Below are 17,161 nucleotides of genomic sequence, written 5' to 3' on the forward strand. Positions count from 1 at the left end.
AATAAGGTAAAGAATAAAGCTAGTTCTAAAGTAGATGAAGTTAAGAGTAATCAAAAAGCTAAAGAGGAAATATCTAAAACACAGAGTATAGAAAAGTAAAATAATTAAAATGTGTGTTAGAAAGGAATAAGAAATAAAAGCGTATATCAAAAGATAATTTTAAAACCAAGATAAAATAAAAGCTATCTAAAAAATCAAATAATTTTAAATACAGTAAAAGTTAAAATTTGTTACTATTTCATAAAAATTAAAGGAAATTTATGAGTTTTGAGAAAGTTAGACGTGCCATTGAGGATATGAAAAATGGCAAGATGATAGTTATGGTTGATGATGAGGATCGTGAAAATGAGGGTGATCTGATATTTGCTGCTGAGCATAGTGATATACAAAAAGTAAATTTTGCAATCACTCACGCTAAGGGCGTTTTATGCCTTGCAATGGATGAGGCAAATGCTAAGCGACTCGATTTGCCATTAATGGTAGCTAAAAACACATCTAGCCATGAGACGGCATTTACTATTACAATAGACGCAAAGGACGCTACAACTGGCGTGAGTGCATATGAGCGTGATATGACTATACGCCTAGCCGCAAGAGCTGATTCAAAGCCTGATGAGTTTGTGCGTCCGGGGCATATATTTCCATTGATTGCTAAAAGTGGTGGCGTGCTTGTTCGCACGGGACACACTGAGGGTTCAGTAGATCTTTGTAAGTTTGCTGGACTTGCTCCAATGGCGGCGATTTGTGAGATAGTAAAAGAAGACGGTATGATGGCTCGGCGTGATTATTTAGAGAAATTTTGTGATAAATACGACATAGCTATGGTTGCTGTCTCTGATCTTGTTGAGTATCGCTTAAGCAATGAGAGCTTAGTTAAATTTAGTGAGCCAAAGAGTATAAAAATAGCTGGTTTTGACGCAGTGCAGTTCAAAATACAAGATCACAAAGATAAAATTCATATGGCTTATGTATTTGGTAAAATTAGCTCAAAAACAAATGTAAAATTTCATAAATCATTGCCTGATTATGAGTTTTTAAGCTCTATAAAATATACAGAGATAGTAAAGACCATAGAATATTTAAGTAAAAATAGTGGCATATTTGTATTTTTAGATGGGGATAACCAATCAAATTCTACTAAAGACTATGGCATAGGAGCTCAAATTTTAAAGCATCTTGGAGTGAGTGAGATAGAACTTATAACTTCAAGCAAAAATAAAGAATTTGTTGGCATTAGCGGATTTGGACTAAATGTTATAAACTATAAAGATTTTTAAAGATATTATATTTTTGTAACATTAGCATTAAATATTTTTAGTATTTACTGAAATTTATTAAATTTTTAAATATTTTTTGATAACTTATTCCACAGTAATAATTCTTTTACAAATTAAATTTATTTAAAGGATATTTAATGCGTTCCATAACTAACAAAATAGCTTTAATGCTTATAGTTGCACTTTGCGTTTCGTTTTGTGTAATATCATTTATGAGCTACACTATATCAGAAAATAAGGCGATAGAGCTAATTGGGCATACACAAAGTAAAATCTTAGATGATGTTAAAAGCACATTAGATGATTTTTTAAATGGAAATATTGCAATAATTTCAAAAGTTTCAAAAGAAGTTTTAGCTAAAAATGCAGATCATCAAGAGACTATCGAGATTATAAAAGGTGCTAAAATTTGGGGTAGCGATCTGATATCTTTGGTATATGCTGGTTATGAGGCAGATGGTGCTATGTATCGTTCAAATGGTAATCACCAAATGCCTAGTGATGGTTACGATCCAAGGACTAGGGATTGGTATAAACTGGCAAAAGAAAAAGGTAATGTTACATACACAGATCCTTATATAGCTGCATCTACTAAATCAAAAGTCATTGCATTTTCGGCTCCTCTAAAACAAAATGGTAAATTTATAGGTGCTTTAGGAATGAATCTTGATGTAGGAGCTGTTAGCAAAGAGATCTTAGATATAGGTAAGACTGATTATAGCTATGTGTATGTTATAGATAGTAATGGTGTTATATTAATACATGAAAATGAAGACCTTGTATCAAAACCAACAGATATTACAAAGGAGTTGGTGGCAAAATATAATGCTAAAAAATTTGATAAAAATGGTCTCATAAGCTATATAAATACAGCCGGAGAGAGCGTAAATGCAGAAATTTTACCTGTAGGAAACGATAAAGGTTGGCTTATAGTTACTGCTATGGAGGCAGATATATTTTCTACTCATACTATACCGCTCTTAAAAATGCAAATAGGACTTGCAATATTGTTTGTTGTATTACTATCTATTTTTATATATATTTTACTCAAACGCTCTCTTAGTCCGATAAAAATTATACAAGATAAGTTAGATGAGACGTTTAAATTTGTAACATACGAGACAAGTGAACCAAGTAGGCTTGTGATAAATTCTAAAGATGAATTTGGCGTGATGAGTGAGGCTATAAATAAGAGTATAGATAAAGTAGTAGGTGGTCTAAAACTAGATAATAAAATGATAGATGAGCTAAACAACGTTGCAAATAAGATGATTAAAGGAAATTTAGGTGCAAAAATTTCAAGTGAACCTAATAATCCAGAGTTATCTAAACTTAAGAATTTATTAAACGGATTTTTTGAATCTATTAGCTTAAATTTAAAAGATGTTACAAATACTTTGAATTTATATTCAAATAATGATTTTACCGCCCAAGTAGCTCAAAACCCAAATTTGGAAGCTGAATTAAGAGATATGATAGATGGTGTGGCTAATATGGGCAATGTTATCCGTGCTATGTTAAATCAAAATTTAAATGATGCTCAAATATTAGAAGATAAAGCAAAAATACTTGAAGAATCTATGGGAACATTAACAAACGGAGCTAGAGAGCAAGCAAGTAGCCTACAAGAGAGTGCAGCAGCGGTTGAAGAGATGAGCTCATCAATGAGTGCAATCACTCAAAAGACACAGGATGTTATAAGACAAAGTGAAGAGATTAAAAATATCATAACTATAATTAGAGATATAGCAGATCAAACAAATCTACTAGCACTTAATGCAGCTATTGAAGCAGCAAGAGCAGGAGAGCATGGTAGAGGCTTTGCAGTTGTTGCTGATGAAGTTAGAAAACTAGCAGAGAGAACTCAAAAATCACTAGGTGAGATAGAGGCTAATACAAATGTCTTAGCTCAATCAATAAATGAGATGAGTGAATCAATAAGAGAACAAAGTGAAGCTATCAATATGATAAATCAAGGTGTAGCACAAGTTGATCACTTGACTAAACAAAATGTAGAGATAGCCAATCAAACAAACAAAATAACATCTGAAGTAGATGAGATGGCTAAGGCTATAACTGCTGACGTTAGAAAGAAGAAATTTTAACTTTCAATCAAATTTAAGAGCTATAAGGCTCTTAAATTTATACACAAAAACATATTACTATACAATAATTTTTAAATTTAAATATTTTTTGCTAAAATTATCTAAAAAATTTAAAGGACTATTATGAGTTTTTTTGATAATTATGAAAAGCATGTGAATGAGAGAGCTGCTCTTGGTGTACCACCACTTGCATTAAATGTAGAGCAGACTAAAAAAATTTGCGAGCTTTTAAGAGATGGAGATGCTCGTCAAGATGAGCTTATAAATTTATTAGCAACTCGTGTTAACCCAGGTGTTGATGATTCTGCAAAAGTAAAGGCTGAATTTTTAAACGAGATAATAAATCATGATCTAAACGTGGCAGGACTTGATAAGATAAAAGCCATAAAAATGCTAGGTAAAATGTTAGGTGGCTATAATGTTATCGTGCTTATCTTAACTCTATCAAATGCCGATGAAAACATAGCAGAGGCGGCCTGTAATGAGCTAAAAAATACGATATTTATTCATGATTATTTTAACGATGTTTTAAATTTAAGTAAGAATAATAAATTTGCTATGCAAGTTCTTATCTCTTGGGCGAATGCAGAGTGGTTTTTAAGTCGTGAGAGTTTACCAGATGTTATAAAAGCAGTAGTTTTCAAAGTTGCTGGTGAGACAAATACTGACGATCTAAGTCCAGCAAGTGAGGCTTTTACTCGATCAGACATACCGCTACATGCAAATGCAATGTTGCTTAAGCGTCAAAATGGGAGCTTAGAAAAGATTGCTGAGCTTAAAAAAAGTGGTCGGGAAGTCGTATATGTCGGTGATGTAGTGGGTACTGGCTCTAGCCGAAAGAGTGGTATAAACTCCATTCAGTGGCACTTTGGGCGTGAGATAGATGGTGTGCCAAATAAAAAAACAGGTGGTATAGTCATCGGCACGACTATCGCTCCGATATTTTTTAATACTGCCGAAGATAGTGGTGCGTTACCGATTATAGCTGATGTGAGTGGACTTGAGATGGGCGATAAAATAGAAATCTACCCATACAAGGGCGAGATAGTTAAAGATGGCTTAGTCGTGGCTAAATTTAATCTCACGCCAAATACTTTATTTGATGAGATCAAAGCAGGTGGTCGCATACCGCTTATTATCGCACGTTCACTTTGCACAAAGGCTAGAGCAGCTTTAAATTTAGAAGCAGAGCAAATTTTTATAAAGCCAGAACAGCCAAAGAGTGAAAACGTCGGCTTTACGTTAGCTCAAAAAATAGTAGGCAAGGCGTGTGGTATTGATGGCGTGCTACCAAACAGTTACGTTGAGCCACTCACGCTTACAGTCGGCTCACAAGACACTACTGGACCGATGACAAGAGATGAGATAAAAGAGCTTGCAAGTCTTGGATTTTCAGCGGATTTTGTATTACAAAGCTTCTGTCATACCGCTGCATATCCAAAGATAAGTGATGCAGCCTTGCATAAAACTCTACCTAAATTTATAAACTCTCGTGGTGGCGTGAGCCTAAAACCAGGAGATGGCGTCATACATTCGTGGCTAAATCGTATGGTGCTACCTGATAGTGTTGGTACTGGCGGAGACAGTCATACACGCTTTCCTATTGGCATAAGCTTTCCTGCTGGTAGTGGATTGGTGGCGTTTGCGGCAGTGCTTGGTGTTATGCCACTTAATATGCCTGAGTCTGTTTTAGTGCGATTTAGCGGTACTTTACAAGATGGTATAACACTAAGAGATCTTGTAAATGCGATACCATACTACGCGATAAAGCGTGGGCTTTTAAGTGTCGATAAAAAGAATAAAAAGAATATTTTTGCTGGCAAAATTCTTGAAATTGAAGGACTAGAGAGCTTAAAAGTAGAACAGGCATTTGAGCTTAGCGATGCTTCTGCGGAGCGTTCTGCAGCAGCTTGTGCGATAAATTTAGATGTTGCTCCTGTGATTGAGTATATAAAATCAAACATTAGCCTTATTGAGGCGATGATTAGTTCTGGTTATACAAGCCGTGAGACACTAGAGCGAAGAGCAGATAAAATGCGTGAATGGCTCAAGAATCCTACGCTTTTAAGGGCTGATAAAAATGCAAAATATGCTCAGATTATTGAGATAAATTTAGATGATATAAAAGAGCCGATTCTAGCGTGTCCTAATGATCCTGATGATGTGGCGACTTTGAGTGAAATCTTGGCCGATAACGGCCGTCCGCACAAGATAGACGAGGTTTTTGTTGGTAGCTGTATGACAAACATCGGACATTACCGAGCTTTGGGCGAAATACTGCGTGGTGAAGGAGCTATACCTACTCGTCTTTGGGTAGTACCACCAACAAAGATGGATAAGGATAAGCTCATAAGCGAAGGGTATTATAGCGTATTTGGTGCGGCTGGAGCTAGGACTGAAGTGCCGGGCTGTTCGCTTTGTATGGGTAATCAGGCTCGTGTAGCGGATAATGCGGTCGTTTTCTCAACTTCAACAAGAAATTTTGATAACCGTATGGGTATGGGTGCGAAGGTTTATTTAGGTAGTGCTGAGTTAGCCGCTGTATGTGCTATTTTAGGGCGTTTGCCAAGTGTGAGTGAGTATATGTCTATCGTGCCTAAAAAGCTAGAGAACAAACAAAATGAAGTTTATAAATACTTAAATTTTAACGAACTAAGCGAATTTAGTGTATAAATTTGATAAAATAATGGGTTTTAAGGAGGATACAGTGAGATATATTATTTTTTGTATATTTTTGACAGTATCATCCTATGCCATAACTTGCGAGAGCTTAAGCGATAAAAGTGCGTTTAAAACACAGCCAAAGAACTTTGCAGATATCAGCGAAGAATTATTTTCTTGTGATAAGTCCATTTTAAATTTAAATGAGATAAAAGAGCTTTTAAATTTAGCTAAGATTATACGTGGCGAGAACCCAAACTGCGTTGGCAGCGGTGTTTATGATGAGAACTTTAATAAATTTAGATGGGGTATTTTAAAGGCTGGATATGCCCCTGAAATTTATAAAAATACATTAGCAAAACCGGATGTCGCTGAAGCACAAAAAGATGCTCAAATGACGTATTTTCGCTACTGGGGAAACTTATATCTATATAATTTTTTAAAGCATAAGCAGTTTTTAAAAGCTTATAATGAGGCTCAAACTCCGCTTGTTAAATTTTATGAGAGTCGTGGCATAGATGCTGGTAGTGCGGCGTATTATGCGACAAGCGTAGTAAATGAGTTTTTAAGTTTTGCAGTTGGTAAAGAATATACGCAAAAATCACGTGGTAAAATGAGCGAGATACAACAAATTTTAAGCGATAAAAACTTAAATTTAAACTATTTAATATCTCTACTTTATAATAAAAATTATACTCAATTTGAGCTAACAAATATGCTAAATACTGCACTCTTAAATGAGCAAAGAGTAGACGTATTAAATGAAATTTTAAAACGTGGAGCAGATATTAATATAGGTGATGAGACACCACTTTTTTATGCACTCAAAAATATCAAAAATGTAGAGTTTTTGATAAAACAGGGTGCAAATGTCAATCATAAAAATTTATTTGGCAAGACAGCTCTGTTTTATGCAGTTGAATTTAAAGATGAGTCGCTTATTAGGTTGCTTTTAGAATATGGTGCAGATACGAATGCAACTTACATTGACACAAATACCAAAAACGCTATGCTAAATATGGGCGACCAGCGATTTTACGAAAATACTTGTGCTTTAGAGCACACTGGTCGCTCGGTCTTTATGCATGCTGCAGCTCATGCAGATGCTAGTATTTTAGCACTGCTTGTAAGTGCTATGGTAGATATAAATTTGATAGATGAAATCGGCTTTAATGCTATGGATTATGCGATTATAAATGGAAATAATAACGCGATAGAGTATCTAAAAACACTTGGTTTAGAGCCAAATTTAAATTAAAAAGGAGTGAAGGTGAAGAATACAGCTTTTATAACAGGTGCGACATCTGGTTTTGGCGAGGCGATAGCAAGGCGACTTTCGCTTGAGGGTTACAAGATCGTTGCTCTTGGACGCAGGCGTGAGAGGCTAGAAAAACTTGCCACAGAGCTTGGTAATACGCACATTATAACCGCAGACATACGTGATAAAAATGCAGTTTTTGAAGCTGTTAAAAGCTTGCCTGAAAATTTTAAAGATATTGAAGTATTGGTAAATAACGCTGGTCTTGCACTTGGACTTGATGGTATTGTAGAGGCAAATGTAGAGGATTTGGAAGTTATGATTGATACAAACATAAAAGGGCTACTTTACTCCACAAAGGCAGTGTTACCGATAATGATGGCTAGAAAAAGTGGATATATCTTTAATATTGGCTCAACTGCTGGTGCGTGGCCATATCCTGGTAGCCACGTATATGGTGCTAGCAAGGCATTTGTTAAGCAGTTTAGTCGTAATATGCGAAATGATATTAAAGGTTCTGGCATAAGAGTAACCGAGATAGCTCCAGGCATATGCAAGACCGAGTTTAGCGATGTGAGATTTAAGGGTGATACAAAAAAGGCAGATGCTGTGTATGAAGGTGTGGAGTATATTAGAGCCGAAGATATTGCAACTATCGTGCTAAATTGCATAAATATGCCTAAACATGTCAATATCAATATCGTTGAAGCGATGGCGACAGCACAGACTTGGGCTGGACTACATATAGAGAAAAATTAAATTTAAAAGGAATATGTGAATGAGAAGGTTTTTATTCGTTGTTGGATTGCTTTTTTTGCCGATGCTGGGTTTTGCTGATGCGGCTGAGAATGCGAAACTTTTTGGCATTTGGACGCTCGTGCCTCCAGTTATGGCGATAGTTTTGGCGTTTATTACAAAAGATGTTATTTTATCGCTTTTTATTGGCGTTTTTAGCGGCACATTTCTTATAAATATCGTAAATGAAAATATATTTACAACTTTTGTTAAGGCATTTATCGGCATTGTTGAGAGAGTTGTAAAATCTATGGCAGATAGCTGGAATGCTGGTATTATGTTACAAGTCCTTTGTATTGGTGGTGTCGTCGCACTTATTACTAAAATGGGTGGCACAAAGGCGGTAGCACTATGGCTTAGCAAAAAGGCGAAAACTGGTATCTCGGCTCAAATTTCTACTTGGGTAATGGGACTTTTTGTCTTCTTTGATGATTATGCAAACGCTTTGATAGTTGGACCTATTATGCGTCCGATAACTGATAAATTTAAAGTAAGTCGTGAAAAACTTGCATTTATCATTGATGCTACTGCAGCACCGATTGCTGGTATTGCTATTATCTCAACTTGGGTTGGACTTGAGATCTCTCTCATAAAAGATGGTTATGCACTAATAGGCATTGAAAATATCAATGCCTATGGCATATTTATAGAGACGATACCTTATCGTTTTTATAACCTTTTCATCCTATTTTTTATCATCTGCACTGCTATGATGGGGCGTGAGTTTGGACCTATGCTACTTGCAGAGTGTCGTGCAAGAAAGGGCGAGATAAGTTCTAATAGAACTAAGATGCAAGATATTGATGATAAAACTTTAGAACCAAAAGATGGCATAAAGTTGCAAAGCTCAAATGCTGTTGTGCCACTTTTAGTGCTGATATTTGGAGCTTTTGTGAGTTTTTATTTTAGTGGACTATCCGCGTTAGAGGGTGAGGCATTAAATGCGGCTCAGGCAGCACCACTATCTTTTGAGACTTTTAGAGAGACCTTTGGTGCAGCGGATGCTTCTGTGGCATTATTCCAATCAGCACTTTTAGCTACGATAGTTGCTATCATAATGGGTGTTTGGCGTAAAATTTTTAGCGTAAAAGAGGCTATAGACACTTGGGTAAAGGGCTGGAAAACGATGATTATTACGATAGTTATCCTTCTTCTTGCGTGGAGTTTAAGCTCGGTTATCAAAGACCTTGGTACATCACGTTATTTGGTTGATATGCTAAGTAGTACTACACCAAAGCTCATACTTCCTGCGGCTATCTTTATGCTTGGCTCATTTATTTCGTTTTCAACTGGCACTAGCTACGGTACAATGGGAATTTTAATGCCACTTGCAATACCACTTGCAAACGCTGTAGGTGCAAACTATGGCTTAAGTGGAGAAGAACTTCATACATATATGATTATCAACATCTCATCAGTGCTTACGGGAGCCATATTTGGCGATCACTGCTCACCTATCTCAGACACTACAATACTCTCATCAATGGGTGCAGGGTGCAATCACTTAGATCACGTTTCAACACAGTTGTTTTACGCACTTAGCGTTGGTGCAGTGGCGATTTTAGCTGGATATATACCAGCTACACTTGGGATTAGTATTTGGCTTGTTTTGCCGTTTGGTCTACTTGTTACTTGGGCATTAGTAAGATTTGTAGGCAAAAAGGTGGAAGCGTAGTTGCAGTGTAGTCATTTTAGCGAGTGCGGTAGTTGTGTTTTATCTGAAAGTTACGAAAAACAGATTGAGTTTAAACGCACTCTAATAGCTGATAAATTTAGCAAATTTTATGGAGGCGAGATTGAGATTTTTGCCTCCGAGCCACGTGGATATCGCAATAGAGCAGAGTTTGGCATATGGCATGATGGCGATGAGATAAGCTATACTATGCGTGGGATAAATACTAAATTTATAAAGATAAGCGAGTGCCCAAAAGTATGTAAGACAATCGCAGACGTGATGTGGCGTCTTTTGTATGAGCTTGGTGCAAACAAGACGTTAAAATATAGGCTTTTTGGTGTTGAGTTTATAGCTAGTTCAAATTTAGTTGTTGCTATACTTTTGTATCACAAGAGTGTCGTAGGACTAGAAGAGGATATAAAAGACATAAGCGAGAGGCTAAATTTAAAGATAATCGCACGCTCTCATGGGGTAAAGCTACAAAGCGATGAGCGTGAGCTGACGGATAAATTTAATATTGAAAAACTGAGTTATCAAATGAGATATGGCGACTCGGCATTTATCCAGCCAAACAAGGGCGTAAATAAGCAGATGATAGCTTGGGTTAGAAGTTGCATTAATGATGATACGAAATATCGTGGTGACTTACTTGAGATGTATTGCGGACATGGAAATTTTACTCTACCACTTAGTTTTAAATTTAAAAATGTTTTAGCAACTGAGATAAGCAAAAGCTCCATATCTTATGCACTTAAAAACTGCGAGATAAACGGTGTTCAAAATATCAAATTTGTCCGCTTATCAAGTGAGGAGCTAATGGCTGCTTATGCTGGTGAGCGTAAATTTCGCCGTTTAAACAATATAAGTTTAAGCGATTATAATTTCACTCATATCTTAGTCGATCCTCCTCGTGCTGGTCTAGATATGAGCGTGATAAATTTCATAAAAAACTACCCAAACATTATCTACATATCCTGTAATCCTAAAACTCTTTATGATAACTTAAAAGAGATCACACAAACTCACAAAGTGACTAATTTTGCGGTGTTTGATCAGTTTGCTCACACTCATCATATAGAGTGCGGAGTGCTTTTAAAGGCTAAAAATGCAAGATAAAATAGAGCAAATTTTAAGAACAGCAAAGCGTATCGCAGTCGTTGGATTAAGTCCAGATGAGAGAAAAGACAGCAATATGGTCGCAAGAAATTTAATAGAGCAAGGATATGAAATCTATCCTGTATATCCAAAATTTGATGAAATTTTAAGTCGTAAAGTATATGGAAATTTATGTGATATAGATGACAGGATAGATATCGCTGTGATGTTTCGTAAAAGTGAGTTTGCGGACGTTTTGCTTGATGAAGTTATCAAAAAAGGTGTAAAAACGCTGTGGCTTCAGCTGGGTATCATAAACGAAAACGCAAGAAAAAGGGCGGAGCAAAATGGTATAAATTTTATACAAAATAGATGTATAAAGATAGAATTACAAAATTTAAAAAGGTAAAAAATGGTATCACTAAATAAAATCATACAGGCAAAGATGACGATAAGCAACTTCGTTAATAAAACACCTTTTGCACTATCGCCAAAGCTTAGCATACTCACAGGCTCAAAAGTCTATCTAAAAGAAGAGAATCTTCAGCGAACCGGGGCGTATAAGATAAGAGGTGCGTATAATAAAATAGCTCATTTAAACCAAGAGCAACGCAGCAAGGGTGTAGTGGCGGCAAGTGCTGGTAACCACGCTCAAGGTGTTGCTATCTCGGCACGTGAGTTTGGTGTCAAAGCTACTATTGTAATGCCTGAATCAACGCCACTTTTAAAAGTCGCTGGGACAAAGGACTTAGGAGCCGAGGTCATACTAAAAGGCGATAACTTTGATGAAGCGTATGAGTTTGCAGTCTCGTATGCAAAGGAGCATAGTAAGGAGTTTATCCACCCTTTTAATGATGAGTTCGTTATGGCTGGACAGGGGACTATCGGACTTGAGATGCTTGATGATATAGCTGATCTTGATGTAGTTATCGTGCCTGTGGGTGGCGGTGGTTTGGCTAGTGGTGTGGCAAGTTGTGTTAAACAAGTAAACCCTGATATACGCGTGGTTTGTGTAGGTGCAAAGGGTGCACCTGCGATGTGGCAGAGCTATAACGCTAAAAAGAGTATAAACTCAAAGTCGGTTCGCACGATAGCTGACGGTATCGCCGTGCGTGATGCAAGTGAGATAACACTTAAAAATATCTTAGAATGTGTTGATGAGTTCGTGCAAGTTGATGATGAGGAGATAGCAACAGCGATTTTGTTTTTGTTAGAGAGCCAAAAGATCGTTGTTGAAGGTGCTGGTGCAGTCGGTGTAGCGGCACTAATGCATGGCAAAGTAACACATAAAAAGGATGCTAAAATCGGTATCGTTTTAAGTGGCGGCAACATAGACGTGCAGATGTTATCCATCATCATAGAAAAAGGACTTATCAAATCATCTCGCAAAATGATAATCCAAGTAACGCTTATTGATAAACCTGGTGCATTGCTAAGCCTAACTGACGCACTAAAAGTCGCAAATGCAAATATAGTTAAAATAGACTACGATCGCTTCTCAACCGAGCTAGAATACGGTGATGCTAGTATCATAATAACACTTGAGACAAAGGGCAAAGAGCACCAAGTAAATGTGGCTAATACGCTTATGAAAGCTGGATTTGAGTTTAGACAGATATTTTAAATTTAAAAAGTAGTAGTAAAATGGCACTTTTTGAAAGGATAAAAAATGGCTGAATATTTAAATTTAATACTTGCAGGATTATTGATTGTGCTATTTTTTGTGGTTTATAGATTAAACCGTGCCGTTAAAAAGAGCCAAATTGCTACAAATACGAGCATAACAACTGAGATAGAACAGATAAAAAATATCGGTGAACTCTCTGTTTTTCAAGTCTATAGCAAGGAGATAGTAACTAAGACAGATCATGCATTTGGAAACTTTGGTAAAGAGTATTTAAGGTGGTTAGTTAGCGAGAAAAAGCTATCGATGATATTTGAGTTTGAGATAAATTTTATATATGATCTGATGAGTTCTAAATTTGAGATAGTGCAAGTGGCAAACTCACATTACAAGGTAAAAATGCCACCATGCAAGTATAAATTCTCAATCGCAAATATGAAATTTTACGATGAGAAAAATGGCAAATTTATACCATTTTTATTACCCGATTCGCTTAATGGTTTTTTTGGTAGTAGTTTTAGTGAAGAGGATAAAAATCGCTTAATAGAGGAGGCTAGGGCCGAGGTGCAGAAGATGAGTGTGCGACTCATATCACAACTACAAGGAAAGATCCACAAATCAGCTCGTGATACTTTAGAAGCTATCGCCAAGAGCTTTGGTGCAGATGATATAAGCTTTGAGTTTAATGATGATGAGCGTGAGATACTAACTCAGATAAATTTAAACGTTGCTTAAAGTCAGATAGAAGCTTAAATTTATATCCTATTTTAGTAAAAAACTCGGTGTAGATATAGCCCATTTGCGGGAGCAGGAATGCGAGTGAGTGGCTTTTGACTCTCTATCTGAGCCTTTAAAAGCTCTTCGCCATCTTTTAAATTTATGGCTTTTAGCACTGCAGCGACCATAAGTCTGACCTGTCCACGTAAAAAGCCATTTGCTTTAAAAACTATTATTGTTTTATTTTTGTGCTCATAACAAAACGCCTTATAAATTCGGCGAAATGGGCTTTTAGTGTCGCTGCCGGTTTTCATAAAAAGGCTAAAATCATGTTCTCCTATGAAATTTTTAAGTAGATTGTTTGCGATGTTTGTATCAAATTTTGATAAAAATACTTGATAGTTTGAGCTAAACACATCAAACTCGCCATGGTTTATAACATAGCGATAAGCCCTTGCCTTAGCGTCAAATCTAGCTTGAAAATTATCACTAACTTTATAAATTTTTTTGATATGGATATGCGGGTGTGTGTGGCGATTTATTAAATTTGCTAAGCGATTAAGGTCTTTAAAATATTCACCGCACTCGACTGTTGCACTTTGATTGTTTGCATGCACACCTTTATCGGTGCGAGAACTAGATATAATCTTGCTAAAAATCCCAACACGAGATAGTGCGACGCCTAGCACATCTTCAACACCGTTGCCATGTGGCTGAGTCTGTGAGCCTTGAAATTTGGAGCCATCGTAGCTAAAAATAAGCTGAATTTTCACTAATAACGCCGCATAATTTTAAATTTATAATAGACAATTGAACTTATAAAAAAGATCAAAAATACTGTAGGTATGGCTATAAACGGCTTTGCACTTAGTAACATTATGAGTGCAAAGTAGCTAAAAAGCACACCGAATGTTCCAAGGTATACCGCCCCCTTTTCGTATCGGTATGTAACTATGCCAAGGCTTAATGCAAATAGTGTAGTGGAAATAGGAAAGAGTGCGACAAGTACATATGTGCTAAGATCTTTTTTACGTTTGTTATTTGTTTTTGTATCCGCCCAATACTGCTTTATACTACCGACTTCAGATATACGTTCGTTCTGTTTTGTGCGAATTTGTAAAGTTTTGAAGTTGCTTTGATGAATTAGATCATTTTTTATATCGTAGCTTTTGCCATCATTTAATGATAGTTCTATGCTTGAGTTTAAGTTAAGTATTTTAGCATTTTTGGCGATTATTAGGCGTGAGAGATTATTTGAAACCGGGTTAAACATCACAATATCATTATATGTAGTGCTGTTTTTATCATTTGTTTCGCTACCTACGTAGATCATCCACTCTGAAAATTTTTGTCCAAATTGGCTTGGCTTTAAATTTAGCTTTGCGATTGTCTTTTTGTAGTCTATAAAATTTGCATTTAGTTCTGCTGCCATCGGTATTAAAACGATTGCAATCACAAGAAGAGATACACTAAACAGGGATGAAAAAGCTAAAAAAAACCTAGCTATTGAGTTTGGCGAACTACCAAGTGTGAATATAACAATACTCTCATTCTCTTTTGATAAGCGAAAAAACATCATTGCAAGTGATACAAAAAATGCGATAGGCACGACGAATAGTAGCACTCTAGGCAGTGCAAAAAGATAGAGTTTGGCAAGTTCTATAAAGCTTATCTCAATGTATGATGTTACACGTGCAATCTGGATAAAAAATACGATAGACATTATCAAGAAAAGTGTGCTAAAAAGCGATGCAAATGTGCTTAAAAAGTTGTTAAAAAGATAGCGATTAACTCTACTCATAAAGCTTACCTAAAAAATTTATAAATTTATCACCAAATGCATAGACTATCACAAGTCCAGCATTTAAAAATGGCACAAACGCAAGCTCTTTATCTTGCATAAAAAGATAAAAAGGTAGTGTCATAACCGCTGCAATACAGATGGCAACTAGTCCTAAATTTAATGGTAGTATAGCCCCTATAATACCAGCGATAAAAATGTCTGCACTCCCCATAGCTTCGCGTCTGATTAACTTTGATACGACGTATCTAAGTAGCCAAAAACCAGCCATAAAAAAGACTGAGTTTAAGAGTAGTTCAAACAAGCCAAACCAAAAAAATTGAGTTATGGCGTAAATAATAGCTACACCAAGTGCACTAAAAAGTAGGCTATCGGGCACAGCCTTAAACTGTAGATCAATAACGCTAAGAGCTAGTAAAAATATAAAACAAAATCCAATAAGTATAGTGCTTATAAGTGTTTGTGCGTCGATTATTGTGCTATTTAAATTTGTTTTAATTTCAATCAAAAAAACTAAACTCATAAGCACTCCACTACTTAGCTCAACAAGCGGATATAATGGGCTAATCTTAACGCCACAAAAGCCACAATGCCCACGCAAAAATAGCCATGAAAGTATTGGCACATTGTGATAAAACTTAAGCGATCTTTTACAATTTGTGCAGTGAGATGGTGGTTTAAATACACTCTTGTTACGAGGCAAACGATATATCAGTACATTTGCAAATGAGCCGATACATACGCCAAATATAAAAAATACTACTACACAAAATACAAACTCACTCATATCAAAGCCCACCAAAACGTCTGTTTTTATTTTTAAATTTAGTTACTATCTGCTCTAACTCATCACGAGTAAAGTCAGGCCAAAGCGTCTGTGTAAACGCAAGTTCAGCGTAACTTGCCTGCCAGAGCATAAAATTTGATAGTCTTTGCTCCCCACCTGTGCGAACGAGTAGATCTATATCACTGCTCTCATCAAGCATCTGAGTGATGTTTGTCTCATTTATCTCAAGTTTAATACGATTTAACTCACGCATAGCACGTATTAGCTCATCTCTTGAACCGTAGTTTATGGCTAAGTTTAATTTAAGTTTCTTGTTATCTTTGGTTAACTCTTTTAAATTTATAATCTCGCTTTTTAACTCATTACTAAATACGCTAATATCGCCGATTGTAGTAAATTTTATACCATTTTTGACAAAATTTTCACGCTTTGATATAAGAAATTTTTTAAGTAGATTCATTAAAAAATCCACCTCTTTTTGCGGTCGCTTCCAGTTTTCGGTGCTAAAAGCGTATAAGCTTAAAATTTTAATACCACTATCAATGCAAAACTCACACATTTTTTCAACCACATTTGCACCGACTTCATGTCCTTTTGTGCGTAAAAATCCTTGCCGTTTCGCCCAACGCCCATTGCCATCCATTATGATAGCAAGATGTCTTAGCTCATTCATTATCTAGCCCTTAAAATCAATGAGTTTTTCATTTTTGCTCCAAAATGGTACGACATTACTTTGTGTAACTTCACAGTTAAAATTTGCCGATAAAAGCGTGGCGACATTTGAGAATGGAGTTAAAATTTGCATAAAATCTGGTGCAAATTTAAAAATGATCGGAGCAAAATTTAAAAATACAAGATAGACACTACTGCTTTTTAGCTCTTTTTTAAGTTGAAAAAGCCCCAAATGCCCATCATAGACAAATGGTATATGCACGATACTCTCCTGTAACGCCATAAGCATATCGGTAAAAATCACAAACTCATCTTTGCTTTCTGTATTGCCAAGTGAGCTAAAAATATACTCATAAAACCAGTCAAGGCTTGGCTCACTTATAATTTTTTCTATTAAATTTATGCCATTTTCAAGTACGTTAAACTGCGTAAAATTTGGCTTTGGCTGCATATTTTTTATAAGTATATTACCATCGCCATTTTCTATCTCGCCCCAGTATTCACCACCCACATTTAAAGACTTTGTGCTCTTTGTATTTATACTTTGATTACCAAATTTTAGTAAATAGCGGTTATACCCTATCTTTGCAGCCACTTTAATGCTTGTTGGTAGCGATGTGTTTAGGGCTATTTCTCCACTTTTTTGAGTCTTGGATATTTGACTTATTCTACCGATTTTATCTATCATTTATAC

Annotated in this window: 14 protein-coding genes and 2 pseudogenes; 11 read left to right on the forward strand and 5 right to left on the reverse strand. The window is 36.0% G+C overall.

Going from position 1 to position 17,161, the window contains the following annotated elements; genetic code table 11:
• Positions 1 to 260 precede the first annotated feature (260 nt).
• From KDE13_RS05345 to KDE13_RS05390, 11 genes and pseudogenes are all read left to right on the forward strand, one after another.
• Positions 261 to 1,277, forward strand: coding sequence for a bifunctional 3,4-dihydroxy-2-butanone 4-phosphate synthase/GTP cyclohydrolase II (locus tag KDE13_RS05345; protein ID WP_212141262.1), 1,017 nt, complete (start codon positions 261 to 263; stop codon positions 1,275 to 1,277).
• Positions 1,278 to 1,489: 212 nt separating this feature from the next.
• A pseudogene (locus KDE13_RS09815) lies at positions 1,490 to 2,062 on the forward strand (PDC sensor domain-containing protein); the annotation flags it as partial.
• Between the two features lie 918 nt (positions 2,063 to 2,980).
• Positions 2,981 to 3,382: pseudogene (locus KDE13_RS09820) on the forward strand (methyl-accepting chemotaxis protein); the annotation flags it as partial.
• A 123-nt stretch (positions 3,383 to 3,505) separates the two neighbouring features.
• The gene (locus KDE13_RS05355; RefSeq protein ID WP_212143056.1) at positions 3,506 to 6,055 is read left to right on the forward strand and encodes a bifunctional aconitate hydratase 2/2-methylisocitrate dehydratase; all 2,550 of its coding nucleotides are present in this window, start codon (positions 3,506 to 3,508) and stop codon (positions 6,053 to 6,055) included.
• 34 nt (positions 6,056 to 6,089) lie between these two features.
• Entirely contained in the window at positions 6,090 to 7,301 is a 1,212-nt protein-coding gene (locus KDE13_RS05360; protein ID WP_338083717.1) for an ankyrin repeat domain-containing protein, read from the forward strand.
• Between the two features lie 12 nt (positions 7,302 to 7,313).
• Entirely contained in the window at positions 7,314 to 8,060 is a 747-nt protein-coding gene (locus tag KDE13_RS05365; protein WP_212142022.1) for an SDR family NAD(P)-dependent oxidoreductase, read from the forward strand.
• 19 nt (positions 8,061 to 8,079) lie between these two features.
• Complete coding sequence (locus KDE13_RS05370; protein ID WP_212141258.1) at positions 8,080 to 9,771, forward strand: Na+/H+ antiporter NhaC family protein; 1,692 nt, start codon at positions 8,080 to 8,082, stop codon at positions 9,769 to 9,771.
• The gene (gene trmA / locus KDE13_RS05375; protein ID WP_212142021.1) at positions 9,772 to 10,887 is read left to right on the forward strand and encodes a tRNA (uridine(54)-C5)-methyltransferase TrmA; all 1,116 of its coding nucleotides are present in this window, start codon (positions 9,772 to 9,774) and stop codon (positions 10,885 to 10,887) included. It begins immediately after the preceding gene.
• Positions 10,877 to 11,275 (forward strand): CoA-binding protein, encoded by a 399-nt coding sequence (locus tag KDE13_RS05380; protein WP_212142020.1) that lies wholly within the window; start codon positions 10,877 to 10,879, stop codon positions 11,273 to 11,275. The genes trmA and KDE13_RS05380 overlap by 11 nt, the downstream gene beginning before the upstream one ends.
• Positions 11,276 to 11,278: 3 nt before the next feature.
• On the forward strand, positions 11,279 to 12,490 hold the full coding sequence (gene ilvA / locus KDE13_RS05385) for a threonine ammonia-lyase (RefSeq protein WP_212141255.1): 1,212 nt from the start codon (positions 11,279 to 11,281) through the stop codon (positions 12,488 to 12,490).
• Positions 12,491 to 12,535: 45 nt separating this feature from the next.
• On the forward strand, positions 12,536 to 13,225 hold the full coding sequence (locus KDE13_RS05390) for a DUF4230 domain-containing protein (RefSeq protein ID WP_212143057.1): 690 nt from the start codon (positions 12,536 to 12,538) through the stop codon (positions 13,223 to 13,225).
• Positions 13,226 to 13,257: 32 nt separating this feature from the next.
• Here the strand turns inward: KDE13_RS05390 and truA are convergent, their stop codons facing one another.
• Genes truA through KDE13_RS05415 form a run of 5 tightly spaced genes read right to left on the reverse strand, consistent with a single transcriptional unit; the run spans position 13,258 to position 17,155 of the window.
• Entirely contained in the window at positions 13,258 to 13,980 is a 723-nt protein-coding gene (gene truA / locus KDE13_RS05395) for a tRNA pseudouridine(38-40) synthase TruA (RefSeq protein WP_212143058.1), read from the reverse strand.
• Positions 13,980 to 15,008: an LptF/LptG family permease gene (locus KDE13_RS05400; protein WP_212142017.1), complete on the reverse strand. Its 1,029-nt coding sequence runs from the start codon at positions 15,006 to 15,008 to the stop codon at positions 13,980 to 13,982. Before KDE13_RS05400 ends, truA begins: the two co-directional genes overlap by 1 nt.
• A complete protein-coding gene (locus tag KDE13_RS05405; protein ID WP_212141251.1) occupies positions 15,001 to 15,795 on the reverse strand; it encodes a prepilin peptidase in 795 nt (264 codons plus the stop codon). Before KDE13_RS05405 ends, KDE13_RS05400 begins: the two co-directional genes overlap by 8 nt.
• A 1-nt stretch (position 15,796) precedes the next feature.
• Positions 15,797 to 16,468, reverse strand: coding sequence for a polyprenyl diphosphate synthase (gene uppS, locus KDE13_RS05410; RefSeq protein WP_212141250.1), 672 nt, complete (start codon positions 16,466 to 16,468; stop codon positions 15,797 to 15,799).
• 3 nt (positions 16,469 to 16,471) lie between these two features.
• Positions 16,472 to 17,155, reverse strand: coding sequence for a hypothetical protein (locus KDE13_RS05415; RefSeq protein ID WP_212142015.1), 684 nt, complete (start codon positions 17,153 to 17,155; stop codon positions 16,472 to 16,474).
• Positions 17,156 to 17,161 lie beyond the last annotated feature (6 nt).

The sequence above is a fragment of the Campylobacter anatolicus genome, assembly GCF_018145655.1.
Taxonomy (GTDB): domain Bacteria; phylum Campylobacterota; class Campylobacteria; order Campylobacterales; family Campylobacteraceae; genus Campylobacter_A; species Campylobacter_A anatolicus.